Below are 16,747 nucleotides of genomic sequence, written 5' to 3' on the forward strand. Positions count from 1 at the left end.
AGGTGATTGCTGTGAAAGTATATAAAATAAATGACCATATCATGAAATATCGATTTGGAAGTCCTTTTGAAACCCATAGTGTTGTAATGCAGGGAGAATTGACAGACAAGGGTAAAATCCATAGACTTCAAGTCCAATGGGAAGAAACATTAAAAATAAACTATAAAATGGATAAGGAAGATATTATTTGGGGATTAGGAGAAAGTCAGCGGGGGATGAACAAAAGGGGCGGCATCTATGAAGCTTATTGCTCTGATGATCCCCGTCATACTCCGGATAAAAAGTCTTTATACGGAGCTCATAACTTTATTATAATAGATGGATTGGAATTTTTTGGACTGTATATTGATTTTCCCGGTAAAATCATCTTTGATATTGGATTTACCCATAAAGATCTTTTACAAATAGAGATTGAAGGAAAAGATGCAGATATTTATATTATCAAAGGAACAAAGCTGTATGAGATTAGCAGGAATTTTTTAGAATTAATTGGTGAAAGCTATGTGCCGCCAAAATGGGCCTTTGGATATCAACAATCCCGTTGGGATTATCTGGATGCCCGGGCGGTAGAAGAGATTGCGGAAGCCTTTGAAAAACACGAAATTCCTTGTGATGCAATCTACTTGGATATAGATTATATGGAGAATTTTAAGGATTTTACCATAGATGAAAAGAAATTTCCTCAGTTTAAGCAGTTTGTCAAAAAACTACGGGAAAAAGGTTTGAGATTAATACCCATTATAGATGCCGGAGTTAAAATTGAAGCAGGCTATGGGGTATATGAAGAAGGTGTGGAAAAAGGGTATTTCTGTATAGATGCGGAAGGAAAGCCATTTGTTGCGGCAGTCTGGCCCGGTCGTGTCCACTTTCCCGATTTTTTGAATCCAGCTGCCAGAAAGTGGTTTGGCCTCAAGTACAAAGTACTGACAGATTACGGTATTGAAGGCTTTTGGAACGACATGAACGAGCCTGCCATCTTCTATACGGAAAGAGGGCTGCAGCAAGCCATCCATCAAGCAAAACGGTCTGAGAATGAGAATTTGGATATCTATTCTTTCTTTGCACTAAAGGATGCATTTATAAATCTATCCAATCATCCACAAGACTATCAAAGTTTTTATCACCAGGTTGAAGGGAAAAGAATCAATCATCATCAGGTGCATAATCTATACGGCTATAATATGACCAAAGCAGCTGCTGAAGGCCTGCAAGCTATTGACCCGGATAAGCGGTTTCTTTTATTTTCAAGGGCATCCTATATCGGAATGCATCGATACGCTGGGATTTGGACAGGAGATAATCATTCATGGTGGGAACACATCCTTTTGAATTTAAAAATGATGCCTTCTCTCAACCTGTGCGGTTTTCTTTATGTTGGGGCGGATACCGGAGGTTTTAGCGGAGATACAAATGCACAGATGCTGATTCGTTGGATGCAGCTAAGTTTGTTTGCACCTCTATTTCGCAATCATTCCGCCATGGGAACAAGAAAACAGGAGCCCTTTGCCTTTGATGAAGAGAGTATGGCAATCATGCGCAGGATGATTCAACTTCGATATGAATTCATTCCCTATATTTATGCTGAATATATGAAGGCAGTGTTTCATAAGGGACTATATTTTGCTCCTTTGGCATTTGCTTATGAAGACAAACTTTCTAAAAGAGTGGAAGACCAGCTTTTGGTAGGGGAATCCCTGATGATTACACCCATTTATCAAGAAAATGCAGTGGGAAGAACGGTATGGCTTCCGGAAGAGATGCTCCTTTGTCTCTTCGGTCCGGGTGAAAAACTCCAGTACAGCGTTAAATTTCAAGGACACCATTATATTGGGGCAGACCTGGATGTTGTACCGGTATTTTTACGGAAAAACAAGCTCTTTCCGATAGGAAGCTATGGGAAAAATATAGAGGCATTGGATCATACAGTGCTCCGGTTTATCGGATTTGTTGAAGATCAAGCCAGCTATCATTATTATGATGACGATGGTATTACCTATAGATATAAAGAGGGCATTTATGATGAAATAGCTATTTTTGTTGAAAAAAAGAGTGATGATTATGCTATTCATGTAAAAAAGAAGGGAAGTCCAAAGGTGAAGAAACTTCTGTTTGATCTTATAGATCGAAGGGGAAGGATACTGGAAAAAACCATACTGCTGGTGTAAATATCAAAGTAGGAATGTAGAAGGGAAAGATGAAGATGAAAAGAAGCAGTGGCATTTTAATGCACATTACCTCTCTGCCGAGTCCCTATGGAATCGGAACCTTGGGTAAGGATGCCTATGAATTTGTAGACTTTCTGGAGAGGGCAGGACAGAAATACTGGCAGTTATTACCTTTAGGGCCAACAAGCTTTGGCGACTCACCTTACCAGTCCTTCTCTTCCTTTGCAGGCAATCCCTATCTGATTGACCTAGACCTGCTGGTACAAGAGGGGCTGTTGCGAAAGGCTGATTTTCAAAATACTGATTTTGGCAGCGACAGAGAAAAAGTAGATTTTGAAAAAATATATCTTCAGAAGCTTCCGATATTGAGAAAGGCGTACGAAAACAGTAAGAAAGAACTTGCAGATGAAATTATGAGCTTTCTAGAGGACCATCGGGACTGGGTAGAGGATTATGCACTATACATGGCAGTCAAGAAGCACTTTGGAATGAAACCATGGAAGGACTGGAATGAGGATATAAAGCAAAGAGAGGAGAACGCATTAGAAGCATATAGAAGACTGCTTGCAGATGAAATAGGATATTGGTTTTTTTTACAATATCTATTTTTTAAGCAATGGACTGCATTAAAGACTTATGCAAACCACAAAAAAATTCGAATTATAGGAGATATTCCTATTTATGTAGCGGAGGATAGTGCAGACGCTTGGGCAAACAGTGAGTTGTTCCATTTAGATGAATACAAAAATCCTATATATATTGCGGGGTGTCCTCCCGATTCTTTTTCGGAGATTGGGCAACTATGGGGCAATCCTATCTACCGCTGGGACCTTTTAGAACAGAGGGGTTATGATTGGTGGATTAAAAGGATTGAGGGAAATTTAAAGCTATATGATGTGATTCGCATTGACCACTTTAGAGGCTTTGAATCTTATTGGGAGATTCCCTATGACAGCAAAACTGCAGCAACAGGGCGATGGGTAAAGGGTCCGGGGATGAAGCTCTTTAATGCAATAACTGCCCAACTGGGAGCCGTAGACATCATTGCTGAAGATCTTGGGTTTTTAACAGAGGAAGTATTGCAGTTTAGAACAGATTCGGGATATCCCGGTATGAAAGTGCTGCAGTTCGCCTTTGATACCCGGGAAGAGAGTGATTATTTGCCCCATAATTATGATAAAAACTGTGTTGTCTATACGGGCACCCATGATAACGATACGGTAATAGGATGGGTGCGTACTGCAAATGAAAAGGATGTTGCCTATGCTGCGGATTATTTCCATCTTACGGAAGAAGAAGGATATCATTGGGGATTTATCCGGGGCGCATGGAGTTCTGTAGGCAGATTGGCTATTGCTCCTTTGCAGGATTTTTTAGGCTTAGGCAGTACCCATCGCATGAACATCCCTTCGACGATAGGAGGAAACTGGCAGTGGCGTGTTAAAAAGGAATATATTTCAGAAAAGCTTGCAGAAAAGATCTGTCAGTTAACGAGATTATATGGAAGGTAGGATATGGGCGGATGAATAGAGAAAACTTTATAGATACAATGAATAAAATCCTCAAAGCTGACTATGGAAAGTCTATGGAGCGGGCATCGGCCCAGGAGAAATATCATGCTGCGGCAAAAAGTATCATGGCTTTTATTGCAGAGGATTGGTATCATACAGAAGTGAACTATGAGAAAGGAAAACAAGCATACTATCTTTCTGCTGAATTTTTAATGGGAAGAGCCTTTAGCAACAATCTGATCAATCTTGGTATTTATGAGGATGTAAAAGAAGTGCTGGAAAGCATGGGCATAGAAATCCATGGATTAGAAGAGGCAGAGGAAGATGCAGGATTAGGAAATGGCGGCCTAGGGAGACTGGCCGCCTGTTTCTTAGATTCCTGCGCGACAATGAACCTGCCTGTGACAGGATATGGTATCCGTTACCGGTATGGAATTTTTAAACAGAGATTCGAGAAAGGTTTCCAGCGGGAGGAAGGAGATCCATGGCTTCGCTGGGGTGACCCTTGGTCATTACGTAGGATAGAGGACCGGGTAACTGTTGATTTTTCTGATGGAAGCGTGCAGGCCATTCCCTATGATATGGCTATTTTAGGCTATGATACAAAAAACGTAAATAAACTTCGGCTATGGCAGGCAGAGCCCATAACAGAAGTTGATTTTCAATTGTTTAATGAACAGAAATATGACGAAGCTGTGAAGGAGAAAAATAGGGCAGAAGATATTTCACGGATACTTTACCCAAATGACTCTAAAAAAGAGGGGAAAATATTGAGATTAAAGCAGCAATACTTTTTTGTCTCAGCCTCTCTTCAAGATATGGTTCGAAAATATAAACTGCTGCATGAAGGCTCCTTTGAAGTTTTCGACCAGTACCATGCAATACAGTTGAATGATACCCATCCAGTGGTCGCTATACCGGAGCTCATGCGGATTCTTGTGGATCAGGAGGGGCTTGCTTGGGATAAAGCTTGGTCAGTTACAGTAAAAACTTTTGCATACACAAATCATACAATCCTGGCAGAAGCACTGGAACAATGGGATTGTATGGTATATCGCAAGCTGCTGCCAAGAGTATATCAGATCATTCAACAAATAGATAAGCGTTTTGTGGCTGAATTAAAAAAGCAAAACTATTCAAATGAGAAAATAGAGAAAATGAGAATTTTTGCCAATAAACGTATTCGAATGGCTTGGTTGGCCATACACGGATGCCATACCACCAATGGGGTAGCGGCACTCCATACGAAGATCCTCATAGAACAGGAATTAAGAGATTGGTATAAACTATATCCAGATAGATTTCAGAATAAGACAAACGGAGTTACGCCTAGACGCTGGCTGCTGTTGAGTAATCCGGAGTTGTCAGAATTGATCACAGAGCTGCTGGGTACAAAAGATTGGATACGGGATCTGGGGAGATTAAAGGATTTGGAAAAATATGCGGACAAGCAAGAAGCGATGCAGCGGTTCATAGAGATTAAAGAAGCTAAAAAAAGACAGTTGGCAGCATATATTTATCAACGGGAGGGCATTGAGATTGACCCAAATTCTATTTTTGATATTCAGATTAAGCGGCTTCATGAATACAAACGACAGATGTTAAATGCTTTCCACATTTTAGATTTGTATTATCGATTGAAGGAAAATCCGCAGCTGGATATTCAACCGCGAACCTTTATTTTTGGAGCGAAGGCAGCACCAGGCTATTTCCGGGCCAAGGCTGTCATCAAATTGATTCATGAGATTGCTAAACGGATAAACAATGATCCCGCTGTCAACCATAAAATAAAGGTTGTTTTTGTACAAAACTATGGAATTTCTTATGCAGAGAAACTATTCCCGGCAGCGGATGTCTCTGAGCAGATTTCTACAGCAGGAAAGGAAGCCTCCGGTACGGGAAATATGAAATTTATGCTAAATGGTACACCTACTTTAGGAACATATGATGGGGCCAATGTAGAAATCGTTGAAGAAGCAGGAGAAGAAAACAACTTTATTTTCGGAGCCAGAGTAGAGGAAATAGAGACAATAAAAGCTCATTATGATCCCAAGGTTTACTATGAAAGCGTGCCAGGTTTAAAACGGGTTATAGATGCGCTTGTAGACGGAACCCTTGATGATGACGGAACAGGGATGTTCCGTGAATTGTACCAGTCTATTCTTGAAGGAGCATCCTGGCATAAGGCAGATCATTATTTTATTTGTAGGGATTTTGATGATTACCGCAAGGCGCAGGAAAAGGTTGATAAAGATTATCGATTACCTTTAAATTGGGCAAGGAAATGCTGGATGAATCTGGCCAATTCAGGAAAGTTTAGTACGGATAGAACGATTGCAGAGTATGCAAAAGAAATATGGCATATTGAGCCAAGAAAAATATAGGCTGTAGTTGAATTTTATGATGACCGTCTCATAAAATTCTCTATTCTTTCTCTCCCCAACCCTTAGCGGCAAAGCTGCTGGGGGTATTCTTTTTTAGATTTTAGAGATCGAAGTTGCTGGGCATATCACTACATTCTATTTAATAAAATAGAGTAGGAGGTGGGGGGAATGAAAGACAGAAAAGTTGGACCTTTTGCTCTTTTTTTTATGTTACTATTATGGTGCTTTGTTGTATTTGGACCAATCTATTTTTTGCTTTGCAAACCAATACCGGATTATATGGTTGATGATAAAGAAGTCAGTCCTTGGAAAGGGGTCATTACCTTATGGGACTATCCGCGGGTGGATATTGAGAATGGCAGCCGATATGGGTGGATTAACGGAAAAATAAAAGCCTTTGAAAAGGCTAATCCGGGTGTATATATAGAGTTAGTCCCCATTGACTTCAAATCAGGACCCATACAATTGGAGACAGCCATTAGCACGGGAGAAGTACCGGATATTGCTCCGGTAGCCGCAGATTATGCTATTGTATCTAAACAGCTTTTGGAGCCTGTTGATAGATTCTTAAGCAGGGAAGAACTGGATGATTATAAAACGCAAGCCATTACTGCCGTTAGACATGAGGGAAAAGCCTGGGGATTTCCCTGGATGATGACTACCTATACGATGATTCTTAACAATGACTTGTTCCGAGAAAAAGGAGTAGAAATTCCCAGGGATGGAAACTGGACTTATGATGAATTTGTGAATGCATTAAAAGCACTCACCTTCGACAGAGATAATGATGGGAAAAAGGACTGCTACGGATTTAACAGCTTTATCGATACCTATGCCTATAACCTGTGGGGAATTCTACTTGCAGATGGTGCTGAAATATTTGATGAGGATTATCTAATTTACCGCTTTGATGATGATCGGGCAAGAAAAGGATTGCAAAGATTAGTGGATCTCAAGCAGCTTCACCAGGTAACACCTAGCAATTTTGGAGAAAACACTGAAGACCAGGCCTGGCTAACTTTTTATCGAGACAAGGCAATAGCCGTATATCCTGCTGGAACCTGGACAGTAAATACACTCAACCGGATCAGGCAGCAAGGAGCAGGTTTTGAATTTTCCGTGGCGAACTATCCTATTGGTGAAAAAGGACTTCCTGTATCGGTTTCGGCGAATGTATCCGCTTATGGTATATTTAAGCAAGAAGATCAATCCAAACTGGAAATGTGCGTAAAATTTTTAAAATTTATTACTGACGAAAAAAGTCAGAAAGAGCTTCATCGGTTGGGAGTTTTTCCAGTGAAAAAAAGTGCCGGGAATATTTATGAAAATGATCCTATGATGTCTACGATCGAGAAAAGCCTTCCTTATACCCAAAATCTACCGAGGCATCCCTATTGGATGACCATTGATGGAATTCTGCAGAGTCAAATTCGTCAGGCTGTGTTGGGTAAGAAAACTGTAGAGGATGCCATTACGGATGCAAAGTTAAAAATAGAAGCTTTTTTAGAAATGAAGAAAAAAGAAAATGGAAAATGATAATGGAAGAAGCATTTACTTATGTATAAGATGTTGTAATGCGGTTAAACAATAGTAGAGATGGATATTGCTTTTTTGTAGTGTCTTTCGTTGCCTGCAGCCAAAGGATATATAGGAATAGGGCAGGTTACCCTTGTATTTCATTAGGCAAAGAGGTATACTAAATGTGATCAATTCAAAGGCTAAAAAGAAATAGATGAGGAGTGGAATCGGTGAATATTGAAATGATTCAACAGAAACTTCTGGAGAAAATTCATATAGATCATCTGCGTATCAATGAACATATGTCAAAACATACATCTTTTAAAATCGGAGGGCCGGCGGACATTATGGTGCTGCCGACTACGGTGGATGAGATCAAACATGCCCTTACCTTGTGTAAAGAATACAGCATACCCTATCAGATCATTGGTAATGGAAGTAACCTTCTTGTAAGGGACAAAGGAATCCGCGGTGTAGTGATAAAAATAGCAGAAAACTATAATGCTGTTAGAGTAGAAGACAATATTGTAACGGCACAGGCTGGTATTTTACTATCTACCCTGTCTAAAAAAATAATGGAATACGCATTAGCCGGTTTTGAGTTTGCAAGCGGCATACCGGGGACATTGGGGGGAGCTGTAGCGATGAATGCCGGTGCCTATGGCAGTGAAATGAAGGAAGTACTTCAGGGTGCTACCCTAATGGATGACAAGGGGAATGTAATATATCTGGATAGAGACGCATTAGAACTAGAATACAGAAACAGTATTGTATTAAAAAAGGGTTATATTGTTTTAGAGGCAAAAATAGCATTGCAGTTTGGAGATTTAGGAAAAATTAAAGAGATTACCAATGAGTTGACACAAAAAAGAACTACCAAGCAGCCGCTCCATCTTCCTAGCGCAGGAAGTACATTTAAAAGACCGCCGGGTTTTTTTGCCGGGAAGCTTATTGAGGATTCAGGGCTAAAGGGTGTTCGAGTAGGAGATGCCCAGGTGTCAGATTTGCATTCCGGTTTCATTGTGAATATTGGAAAGGCGTCAGCAGAGGATGTATTAAATCTTATAGGATTGGTGCAGAAAGTAGTTCGGGATAAATTTGGTGTAGACTTACATCCTGAGGTTAGAATTATTGGAGAGGAATAAGAAAGCATGCTTAAGGGGGAAATCTAGGAATTGGAGTGAAACCAGTGAAGATATTTGCAGATTATCATACCCATACAAAATATAGTCATGGCAAGGGAACCATACAAGAAAATGTACAGGAGGCTATAAAAAAAGGATTAAAAGAGGTTGCTATAGCTGATCACGGACCTAGGCACCTTGGCTTTGGGATTAAGAAAAAAGACTTGGAAAAGATGCGAAAAGAGATCGACCAGATTAATCAGACTACAGACAAGATTCAAGTAAAGCTTGGAATCGAAGCGAATATTATTGGTCTGGACGGAAAAATAGATGTAGATCAAGATATGTTAAAGCACTTGGATATTGTACTGGCAGGCTACCATTTTGGAGCCCTTCCGGAAAATTTGATAGATGGTACAAAGATTCATGCCTACAATCTATTAGCGAAACATCTTCCTTCTGTTGTAAATAAGTCAAAGACATTGAATACAAAGGCAGTGGTAGAGGCAGTGCACAACAATCCTATTGATGTTATTACCCATCCTGGAGCAAAAGCACATATTGATACAAGAGAGTTGGCAAAAGTAGCTGCAGCAAGAAATACAGCCTTAGAGATCAACAGCAGTCATGGTCATTTGACAGTAGAGTATATCAAGGTAGCAATGAAGGAAGGCGTAAAGTTTGTCATCAGCAGTGATGCGCACAAACCAGAGGATGTAGGAAATATAAAACCCGGTTTAGATCGTGCGATTGCTGCAGGTGTACCTGTTGCTCAAATCTTAAATGCAGAAGAATAGTAAAAGGGGGATCCTATGAAATTTGTAATTATTACTGGGCTGTCAGGAGCAGGAAAGAGTCAAGCGATGAAAAGTATGGAAGACCTGGGATTCTATTGCGTTGACAATCTGCCGGCTTCTCTCATCCCAAAGTTTACAGAATTATGTCTCCATGCACAAGGAGATATTGACAAAGTAGCATTGGTGATCGATATTCGCGGAGGACGATTCTTTGATGATTTGTTTGAAAATCTGGATATGCTTCGCCGAGTTGGATATGAATATGAAATACTATTCTTGGAGACCTCTGATGACGTGTTGATCAAACGATTTAAGGAATCTCGACGGGACCATCCCTTAAGTCCGGGGGATAGAATCATCGAAGGGATTAAAGCGGAGCGAAAGAAGCTGACCCGATTAAAAGAAATGGCCCACTATATTATTGATACCTCAAAGTTGACACCTGCTAATCTAAAGGATGAAATTCAGCAAATATTCATGCAGGGGGTTAAATCAAGAAATTTAACCATATCCATTCTTTCTTTTGGATTTAAAAAAGGCATTCCTTTGGACGCGGACCTTGTGTTTGATGTTCGTTTTCTACCGAATCCCCATTATATCGATGAACTTCGAGACTATACGGGAGATGATCAAAGTGTAAGGGACTATGTCATGAAATGGCCTGAAAGTATTTCTTTTATAGAAAAACTGAATGATATGATAGATTTCCTAATCCCCCTATATATAAAAGAGGGCAAATCACAGCTAGTAATTGCCATTGGCTGCACTGGAGGAAAACACCGGTCTGTGACAATTGCAAATATATTATATGAAACCCTAAAAGAGAAGGGACACCGTGCGATGATCAATCATAGGGATTCTGTAAGAACGGTAAGGGAGTAGGGAAAAATGAACCTTACGGATTGGTTAAAGCCGGGGTTGAAAATAAAAAGGTGGGTTGCATTAGGGGTGCTGGGAATTTTTTTAGTGAGTATGGGTGTATATCCTATTATCAGCTTTTTATTAGGGGAAAAAAGACTCACTAGTCATGCTTTTATGATGTTGTTTGTGGGAGCATTGTTTGTAGGAATTGCCGTTAAACGTGGAATATTATCGATACTGACCATTTTGGATATTCCAGGTGAGGGAACCAGCTATCGAAGCCGTATCGATAAAAAGCTTTATGATAAACGGATTTTGATGCGAGGGCCTAAGATCGTCGTTGTGGGAGGCGGCACCGGCCTTTCTGTCCTACTGCGGGGAATTAAGAAGTATACTTTGAATATCACCGCAATTGTTACAGTAGCCGATGACGGAGGCGGCTCAGGCAAACTGAGAGAGGATTTGGGCATGCTGCCGCCGGGCGATATTCGCAACTGTATTTTAGCCTTAGCAGATACAGAGCCAATTATGGAGCAATTATTGCAGTATCGTTTTACAGAGGGAAGTTTAAAGGGGCAAAGCTTTGGCAATCTATTAATTGCTGCCATGAATGGCATATCTGATAATTTTGAAGAAGCCATTGGAAAAATCAACGATGTTTTAGCAGTTACAGGTAAGGTACTTCCCGTTACTACAGAGGATATCACTCTTTATGGAAAACTAAAAAACGGTAAAGTGATCAAGGGGGAGTCTCAGATTCCAATCAAGGTCAAAGAATATGAAAGTGAAATTGATCAGGTTTTTATAAAGCCCGATCATGTAAAACCACTAAAGGAAGCGGTGGAGGCAATCCAAAATGCTGATGTTGTAATTCTAGGGCCTGGAAGCCTCTATACCAGTGTAATTCCAAATCTTCTGGTGCGTGATATTGCCGAGGCAATAAAAAAGACTTCTGCATTGCGGGTTTATGTAGCAAATGTAATGACACAGCCGGGTGAAACTGACGACTATGGTGTTTGGAAGCATCTGGAGGCTATTTTTTCACATATAAAAGAGCAGGTTGTAGATTATGTCTTTGTGAACAACGAAGCCGTTCCTTTAGAAGTATTGGAAAAATATAAGAAAGACGGTGCTTCTCCTGTTGTGTTGAATCCAGAAGATCAGGAAAGGATTGCAAAAGCCGGTATTAAAATCAAGGAAGGCAAGTTTTTGGAAGTAAAAAAGCAATATATACGCCATGATACGGATAAGCTTTCAGAACAGATTATCAAGCTGGCATTGGAAGAAAAATATGCAACGGACAAGATTCGCATTCTAGATTATTATTATTTTCATGAGAAATTAAAAAAACTCAGTAGGATTTGATGACCCTCATTTATTGAGGGTTTTTTTTGTTGAGAAATTTTTCTTGCTTGAGGCTAAAAATGTAATATATTGACGAAATGTGTCGATAAAATAGTATAGACTTTATAAACAGGGATATGAATGAAGTGATTTGAAAAAAGAGAGTGGGGTAAAAGTTTTATAAAAATATAGCAAACGAGGGGGATGACAATATGAAATTAAAATTGCAAGGAAAACTGCTGTTCGTTATGATTGCTTTATTAAGCCTGCTAGGATTTTCCACTATAGCAATCGCCCGGTATCAACTAATAAAAATTGCCATGTATGAAATAGAGCAAAAACTTAGTGGCGATGCTAAGCTGGGCTATAGTCTTTTAGACGTGAAATATGCAGGTGATTGGAGAGTAGAAGGAGATAAGCTCTATAAGGGAGCGGTATTGATTGGAGACGGAACCCAGAATGGGGGCAACTATCAATTGGTAGATGAAATAGAAAAGCAAACTGGTTCTTTAGCCACCATATTCATGAAAAATCAACAGGCAAAGCTGGAGACCCATGAGGGACCTTATCAGAGGGTAGCTACCAATGTACAGATGCAGGATGGCAGTCGGGCAGTAGGTACCCAGATATCTAAAAATGTTGCAGACGTGATAGAAAGAGACCAGGAATACAATGGTGAGGCTAACGTAAATGGTGTGATTTATCAAGGTCGATATATGCCCATCAAAGATGCCGGCGGCAAAATTATTGGGGCCTGGTTTGTCGGGGTTAGTAAAGCCAACGCAATGAAGGTGGTAAACAAAACGATTTTCAACATGATTATCATCGGATTGGCAGTAATGTTTTTTGGTGTATTGATTTCTATATTGTTTGTTAAAAAAATGGTTCATAATATACAAGAAATTGTAAAAACTATTCAAGCAGCAGAAAATCAAGATCTAAGAGTAAACTGCGATGTACATACGAAAGACGAAATCGGTGAGATTGCTGATAGTCTAAACAATATGATCAGAACCCTGAAAGGGCTTCTTCAGAAGACCGGTCATTCCACAAAAAATGTTACAGAGACTTCAGAGCATTTATCGGAAATCACCGTACAAACCACCACGGCTGTAGAGGAAGTGGCAAGAGCCATTGAGGATATCGCCAAGGGGGCAATGGAACAGGCCAGAAACATGGAAGAAAGCATGCTGAAGGTCAGTGGCTTATCAGAAAAAATTGAACTGGTAACAAAAAATGCAAGGGAAATTGGAGATATATCAAAGGAAACCAATGAAATAACTTCAGAAGGACTGGTTAAGGTACAAGTACTTACCGAAAAATCTGAAGAAACTGCTCAATCGACCATGGCAGTAAATGAAATCGTAATAGAAGTAAATCGACATGCACAGGAAATCGGGATGATTATTGGTGCCATTGGACAGATTGCCCAGCAAACAAATTTATTGGCTTTAAATGCGTCTATAGAAGCAGCCCGCGCCGGAGAGCACGGTAAAGGATTTTCCGTAGTTGCAGAAGAAATCAGAAAGTTGGCAGAGCAGTCCGGACGGGCAGCAGGGGATATTCATCAGATTATACAGGGAATACAGAATCAATCGAAGATGGCTGTACAGGCTATGGAACACGCTAAGGTTGCTGTTGGAGAAAATAATATAGCTGTGAATCAAACAGGAGAGATCTTTAAAAAGATTCTGGCTATAGTACAAAACCTGGTAACAAGAATTGACGAAGTAAATGGCTACAGCAAAGATATGGAGATAAGCAAAGATGAATTGATAGGAATCATAGAAAACTTATCGGCAATTGCAGAGGAAACTTCAGCTTCAGCCCAACAGGTTTCAGCATCTACCGAGGAGCAATTGGCATCGATGGAAGAGATTGCATCTTCCAGTCAAGATTTGGCAGAATCGGCCAAGCTGTTGTTAGAAGAAGTCAGGACATTTAAAATATAAAAAAACTTATGGCGTCTTTTGATGCCATAAGTTTTTTTATGCAAACCTACACATAATAGGGGAAAAGATTATAAAAGGAAGAGGATTTTTTCATACAAATGTAGAATAATAGAGGAGGTATAAAAAAATTTTAAGCAATAAAATTAATTCACAACACCGGTTGGTAGAATCTATATTAAAGGGAGGTTTATAGAATGAGTATTAGAAAGGCTGAACCGTTTAAAATCAAGATGGTTGAACCCATTCGTATGATTTCTAGGGAAGAGAGGGAAAAGGCGCTGATTGAGGCTGGATATAATCCCTTTGCTTTGAGAGCAGAAGATGTATATATTGACTTATTAACCGACAGCGGAACCGGTGCAATGAGTGATGCACAATGGGCAGGAATGATGGTGGCGGATGAATCTTATGCAGGAAGTAAAAGCTTTTATAAATTGGAGGCATCGGTACAGGACATCATCGGATACAAATATGTGATTCCAGCCCATCAAGGAAGAGGTGCCGAGCAGGTGGTATTTCCAAGTCTAATCAAGAATAAAGGAGACTATGTATTAGGCAATATGCATTTTGATACTACGAAAGCGCATATAGAAATCGCCGGCGGCAGAGCTGTTAATATGATTGCTGATAAAGCCTATGATACCACAACCTATGACGATTTTAAGGGGGATTTTGACCTTGAAAAGCTAGAGGCCTTTATCAAAGAAAAAGGCGTAGAAAAAATTGGGCTGATTGTCGTAACTGTAACCTGTAATTCGGCAGGGGGACAGCCTGTCTCTATGGCAAATATCCGAGGTGTAAAAGCCATTGCCGATAAGTATGGTATAAAGGTAATTATCGATGCGGCACGGTATGCAGAAAATGCTTATTTTATTAAGATGCGAGAATCCGGCTATCAGGAAAAATCCATCCGAGAAATTGTAAGGGAAATGTTCGGCTATGCAGATGGGTTCACCATGAGTGCGAAGAAAGACGGATTGGTGAATATGGGTGGATTAATTGGAATCAAGGAAGATGAAGAACTTTATACCCTTTGCCGTTCTACCATCGTACCGTTGGAAGGGTTTCCTACCTATGGCGGATTATCCGGAAGAGATATGGAAGCCTTAGCCGTAGGTATGCAGGAAGGAATTGAATTAGATTATCTTGAGTATCGTATCGAGCAAGTGAAGTATTTAGGAGACCGGTTAGTAGAGGCAGGTGTACCGATCCAATATCCTACTGGAGGTCATGCGGTGTTTGTAGATTGTAAGAAAATCTGCCCGCACATCCCATATGATGAGTTTCCTGCACAGGCAGTTTGCAATGCTGTATATCTGGAAGCCGGCGTAAGACCCGTTGAAATTGGCTCTTTCCTTTTGGGAAGAGATCCGGATACTGGAGAAAATCTGGAATCTCCACTGGAACTAATGAGACTTACTATACCTAGAAGGGTATATACCAATCGGCATATGGATGTAGTGGCCGATGCAGTGATAGCAGTCTTTAAAAATGCAGAAAAATTAGTAGGGTTAGAGTTTGCATATGAGCCAAAGGTACTACGTCATTTCACTGCAAAATTAAGACCTGTAAAATAGACTATGAAAAAACTAGCGGCATGTCAATGCCGCTTATATTTTTCATCCAACATTTTTGAAATTAATTCTCCTGCAGTTCGTTTAGTCAAATTATCAAAATTAACGGGAATTTCTAATGTTCCAGAAAGCTTTTTTATAGTCTCTATTTGCCTTTGAGTGGGGGGGTCTTCTGCTGCAGGACCTTCTATCGCAGGATTAGTAGATTCTCGAACAAGGCTGCTATCATCTAAATCCTTCAAATCTAGTTCTTCGATAGCGGTCATTCCAATATTTGTAAAGTCTCGTAAAGCTCTAGCCTTTGCCCTCGTAGAGGCCATTCGGATGATGTGAGGAGTCAAATTGCTGCGCACAGAATTTGGACTTGCATCACCAAAATCAGTAAAAACCTTGTCCTTTGTTTTGACGGTTGCTTTACATACAGCTGTATAAGCATTATCTTGGGAAGGAAGCTGCACAAGATCTACTGCAATAGACTCAAGCTCTTGTTGATGTGCTAAATCTAAAAGTCCTTCATAGGTTACAAAATTTTTTCCTTGTAGATTAATAATAAATCTTTCATGAATAGACATTATTTTCACCTGCCTTCTTATCTGTTTCTTCTTATTATTTTATCTAAGAAAATAAGGAATAACCGAGGGCAAATGTGTATAAAAAGATGTAGGTTAACAGATTTGGATGATTCAGGTACAAAGTGATATGAAAATTTTTCTTGCAATTTAACATTGAAAGGCATAAGGGATTATGGTAATTTATTATATATAGATATTCGGTAGGAAAATAGACCTAGAGAAAGAGCAACAAATAGAAAAAAGAAAAGATTGTTTCAGTATAGAAGGAGTGGACGTTGTGAGGGAAGAAATCAGCTCAGGAGGTGTCGTTGTTTTCGGAAATGCCATATTGCTGCTTAGAAAGTATAATGGAGATTGGGTTTTGCCAAAAGGGAAGGTAGAACTAGATGAAGAAACCAGTAATGCAGCTGTACGAGAGGTATTTGAAGAAGGCGGTGTAAAAGCCGAAGTGCTGAGATATTTAGGAAAAATCAACTACTCTTTTAAAAACAGCTGGCAGGATCATGAAACAGTAAATAAAACAGTACATTGGTATTTAATGAAAGCAAGAAATATGGAATGTATCCCCTTAAAGGATGAAGGCTTTATTGAAGCAAAATTTGTGCATATGAACCGGGCTATCGAGTTGGCAAAATATGATGATGAACGGGAAATCATTGAAAAAGCTATTAAAGAGATGGAAAAAGACCTCACCAACCGGTGAGGCCTTTTTATTATATCACTACTGTTGAGGAATAAAAGTAGAACACAAGGCATCGTCACTGTTATGAGCCATACCTCTATGCTTTGGGTTTACTTCTATTTTGTCAGCATGACAATAATCATTTTTGAAAAAACGACAGTTTGAAACGTGGCACATTACTTCCATTGTAGGATGTTTTCCTCCTTGCATATTTTACACCTCCTCATTGGTTTCATATATATTTTGTGTCTTTTTTTAAAAAA

The 16,747-nt window shown here is 39.8% G+C and carries 13 protein-coding genes; 11 read left to right on the forward strand and 2 right to left on the reverse strand.

Annotated features, from left to right (window positions below; all coding sequences use genetic code 11):
• Nucleotides 1-11 precede the first annotated feature (11 nt).
• From Gferi_RS20870 to Gferi_RS20915, 10 genes are all read left to right on the forward strand, one after another.
• Nucleotides 12-2,165: a TIM-barrel domain-containing protein gene (locus tag Gferi_RS20870; RefSeq protein ID WP_069979942.1), complete on the forward strand. Its 2,154-nt coding sequence runs from the start codon at nucleotides 12-14 to the stop codon at nucleotides 2,163-2,165.
• A gap of 29 nt (nucleotides 2,166-2,194) precedes the next feature.
• A complete protein-coding gene (malQ, locus tag Gferi_RS20875) occupies nucleotides 2,195-3,676 on the forward strand; it encodes a 4-alpha-glucanotransferase (protein ID WP_330389445.1) in 1,482 nt (493 codons plus the stop codon).
• A gap of 11 nt (nucleotides 3,677-3,687) precedes the next feature.
• The gene (locus Gferi_RS20880; protein ID WP_069979944.1) at nucleotides 3,688-6,060 is read left to right on the forward strand and encodes a glycogen/starch/alpha-glucan phosphorylase; all 2,373 of its coding nucleotides are present in this window, start codon (nucleotides 3,688-3,690) and stop codon (nucleotides 6,058-6,060) included.
• Between the two features lie 168 nt (nucleotides 6,061-6,228).
• Nucleotides 6,229-7,596, forward strand: coding sequence for an ABC transporter substrate-binding protein (locus tag Gferi_RS20885; RefSeq protein WP_069979945.1), 1,368 nt, complete (start codon nucleotides 6,229-6,231; stop codon nucleotides 7,594-7,596).
• Between the two features lie 212 nt (nucleotides 7,597-7,808).
• Entirely contained in the window at nucleotides 7,809-8,723 is a 915-nt protein-coding gene (gene murB / locus Gferi_RS20890) for a UDP-N-acetylmuramate dehydrogenase (protein WP_069979947.1), read from the forward strand.
• A 44-nt stretch (nucleotides 8,724-8,767) separates the two neighbouring features.
• Nucleotides 8,768-9,499, forward strand: coding sequence for a PHP domain-containing protein (locus tag Gferi_RS20895; protein WP_069979949.1), 732 nt, complete (start codon nucleotides 8,768-8,770; stop codon nucleotides 9,497-9,499).
• Nucleotides 9,500-9,514: 15 nt separating this feature from the next.
• Entirely contained in the window at nucleotides 9,515-10,381 is an 867-nt protein-coding gene (gene rapZ / locus Gferi_RS20900) for an RNase adapter RapZ (protein ID WP_069979950.1), read from the forward strand.
• 6 nt (nucleotides 10,382-10,387) lie between these two features.
• Nucleotides 10,388-11,725 (forward strand): gluconeogenesis factor YvcK family protein, encoded by a 1,338-nt coding sequence (locus Gferi_RS20905; protein ID WP_069979952.1) that lies wholly within the window; start codon nucleotides 10,388-10,390, stop codon nucleotides 11,723-11,725.
• A gap of 191 nt (nucleotides 11,726-11,916) precedes the next feature.
• A complete protein-coding gene (locus Gferi_RS20910) occupies nucleotides 11,917-13,656 on the forward strand; it encodes a methyl-accepting chemotaxis protein (protein ID WP_069979954.1) in 1,740 nt (579 codons plus the stop codon).
• A gap of 194 nt (nucleotides 13,657-13,850) precedes the next feature.
• Nucleotides 13,851-15,233, forward strand: a complete 1,383-nt coding sequence (locus Gferi_RS20915; protein ID WP_069979956.1) for a tryptophanase — start codon at nucleotides 13,851-13,853, stop codon at nucleotides 15,231-15,233.
• 23 nt (nucleotides 15,234-15,256) lie between these two features.
• Here Gferi_RS20915 and Gferi_RS20920 read toward each other — a convergent pair whose 3' ends face one another.
• Complete coding sequence (locus Gferi_RS20920; protein WP_069979958.1) at nucleotides 15,257-15,802, reverse strand: hypothetical protein; 546 nt, start codon at nucleotides 15,800-15,802, stop codon at nucleotides 15,257-15,259.
• Nucleotides 15,803-16,079: 277 nt separating this feature from the next.
• Between Gferi_RS20920 and Gferi_RS20925 the strand changes: the two genes are divergently transcribed.
• Nucleotides 16,080-16,505 carry an NUDIX hydrolase gene (locus tag Gferi_RS20925; RefSeq protein ID WP_069979960.1) on the forward strand — a complete coding sequence of 142 codons (426 nt, stop codon included), beginning with the start codon at nucleotides 16,080-16,082 and terminating at the stop codon, nucleotides 16,503-16,505.
• Between the two features lie 18 nt (nucleotides 16,506-16,523).
• Here the strand turns inward: Gferi_RS20925 and Gferi_RS27740 are convergent, their stop codons facing one another.
• The gene (locus tag Gferi_RS27740) at nucleotides 16,524-16,694 is read right to left on the reverse strand and encodes a DUF1540 domain-containing protein (RefSeq protein ID WP_083273679.1); all 171 of its coding nucleotides are present in this window, start codon (nucleotides 16,692-16,694) and stop codon (nucleotides 16,524-16,526) included.
• Nucleotides 16,695-16,747: the final 53 nt, after the last annotated feature.

The organism is Geosporobacter ferrireducens (genome assembly GCF_001750685.1).
GTDB classification, from domain to species: Bacteria; Bacillota; Clostridia; order Peptostreptococcales; family Thermotaleaceae; genus Geosporobacter; species Geosporobacter ferrireducens.

What these genes read in the sequence shown, in the direction of transcription:
- Gferi_RS20915 (WP_069979956.1), top strand. Translation starts at nt 13,851, where the DNA reads ATGAGTATTAGAAAGGCTGAACCGTTTAAAATCAAGATGGTTGAACCC.
- Gferi_RS20880 (WP_069979944.1), top strand. Translation starts at nt 3,688, where the DNA reads ATGAATAGAGAAAACTTTATAGATACAATGAATAAAATCCTCAAAGCT.
- rapZ (WP_069979950.1), top strand. Translation starts at nt 9,515, where the DNA reads ATGAAATTTGTAATTATTACTGGGCTGTCAGGAGCAGGAAAGAGTCAA.
- malQ (WP_330389445.1), top strand. Translation starts at nt 2,195, where the DNA reads ATGAAGATGAAAAGAAGCAGTGGCATTTTAATGCACATTACCTCTCTG.
- Gferi_RS20920 (WP_069979958.1), bottom strand. Translation starts at nt 15,802, where the DNA reads ATGTCTATTCATGAAAGATTTATTATTAATCTACAAGGAAAAAATTTT.
- Gferi_RS27740 (WP_083273679.1), bottom strand. Translation starts at nt 16,694, where the DNA reads ATGCAAGGAGGAAAACATCCTACAATGGAAGTAATGTGCCACGTTTCA.
- Gferi_RS20910 (WP_069979954.1), top strand. Translation starts at nt 11,917, where the DNA reads ATGAAATTAAAATTGCAAGGAAAACTGCTGTTCGTTATGATTGCTTTA.
- Gferi_RS20905 (WP_069979952.1), top strand. Translation starts at nt 10,388, where the DNA reads ATGAACCTTACGGATTGGTTAAAGCCGGGGTTGAAAATAAAAAGGTGG.
- Gferi_RS20885 (WP_069979945.1), top strand. Translation starts at nt 6,229, where the DNA reads ATGAAAGACAGAAAAGTTGGACCTTTTGCTCTTTTTTTTATGTTACTA.